Origin of the sequence: Kitasatospora sp. NPDC056531 (assembly GCF_042794375.1) — a bacterium.
Taxonomy (GTDB): domain Bacteria; phylum Actinomycetota; class Actinomycetes; order Streptomycetales; family Streptomycetaceae; genus Kitasatospora.
The window spans coordinates 1-1,056 of sequence record NZ_JBHTTU010000395.1; the positions used below are offsets into that span (position 1 = coordinate 1).

The 1,056-nt window shown below is 70.7% G+C and carries 2 protein-coding genes; both read right to left on the reverse strand.

Features of this window, described 5'->3' with window-relative positions:
* Positions 1 to 345: 2Fe-2S iron-sulfur cluster-binding protein (locus tag ACFQ87_RS46720; protein ID WP_380617128.1), on the reverse strand; the 345-nt coding region annotated here is incomplete at its 3' end.
* Positions 342 to 1,056 (reverse strand): FAD-binding protein (locus ACFQ87_RS46725; protein WP_380617129.1); only part of this gene is annotated, 715 nt, incomplete at its 5' end. The genes ACFQ87_RS46725 and ACFQ87_RS46720, both read right to left, overlap by 4 nt.

The following is a 1,056-nucleotide window of genomic DNA, read 5'->3' on the forward strand; positions in this document are numbered from 1 at the left end:
GTCCACCACCAGGTCCTTGACCACCGGGAAGGCCGCCGCCCGCCAGGGCTCGACGTCGATGGTGTCGCCGTCCTTGAAGTGCCGCATGTGCAGCTGGCAGGTGGTGGTCCGCTCGGGGCCGTGCGCCTGGCCGTTGATGACCATGCCGCAGGCGCCGCAGATGCCCTCGCGGCAGTCGTGGTCGAAGGCGACCGGCAGGTCGCCGCGGGTGATCAGCTCCTCGTTGAGGGTGTCGAGCATCTCCAGGAAGGACATGTCCGGGCTGATCCCGCTGACCTGGTAGGTGGTCATCGACCCGGGTGCGTCCGGGCCCGCCTGGCGCCAGATGCGCAGGGTGAGGTTCATGCGTAGCTCCGCTGGGTGGGGTGGACGTACTCGAAGTCGAGGGCCTCGCGGTGGAGGACGGGTGCCTCGCCGGTGCCGGTGAACTCCCAGGCGGCGGCGTAGGTGAACTCCTCGTCGCGCCGGGCGGCCTCGCCCTCGGGGGTCTGGCTCTCGGTGCGGAAGTGGCCGCCGCAGGACTCGGCCCGGTGCAGCGCGTCCAGGCACATCAGCTCGGCCAGCTCGAAGTAGTCGACCAGTCGGTTGGCCTTCTCCAGCGACTGGTTGAGCTCCTGCCCGGTGCCGGGCACCTTGATCCGGCGCCAGAACTCCTCGCGCAGCTGCGGGATCCGCTCCAGGGCCCGCTTCAGCCCGGCCTCGTCGCGGGCCATCCCGCACTCGTCCCAGAGCAGTTCGCCGAGTTCGCGGTGGAAGGAGTCCGGGGTGCGGTCGCCGTCGACGGCGAGGATCAGGTTGAGCCGGTCCTCGACCTCCGCCTCGACCTCGGTGAGCACCGGGTGGTCGGCGGGCACGGCGGCCAGCGGGTTGCGGGCCAGGTAGTCGTTGAGGGTGGGCGGCAGCACGAAGTAGCCGTCGGCGAGGCCCTGCATCAGCGCGCTGGCGCCGAGCCGGTTGGCGCCGTGGTCGGAGAAGTTGGCCTCTCCGATGGCGAAGAGGCCGGGGACGGTGGTCTGGAGGTCGTAGTCGACCCAGAGTCCGCCCATGGTGTAGTGC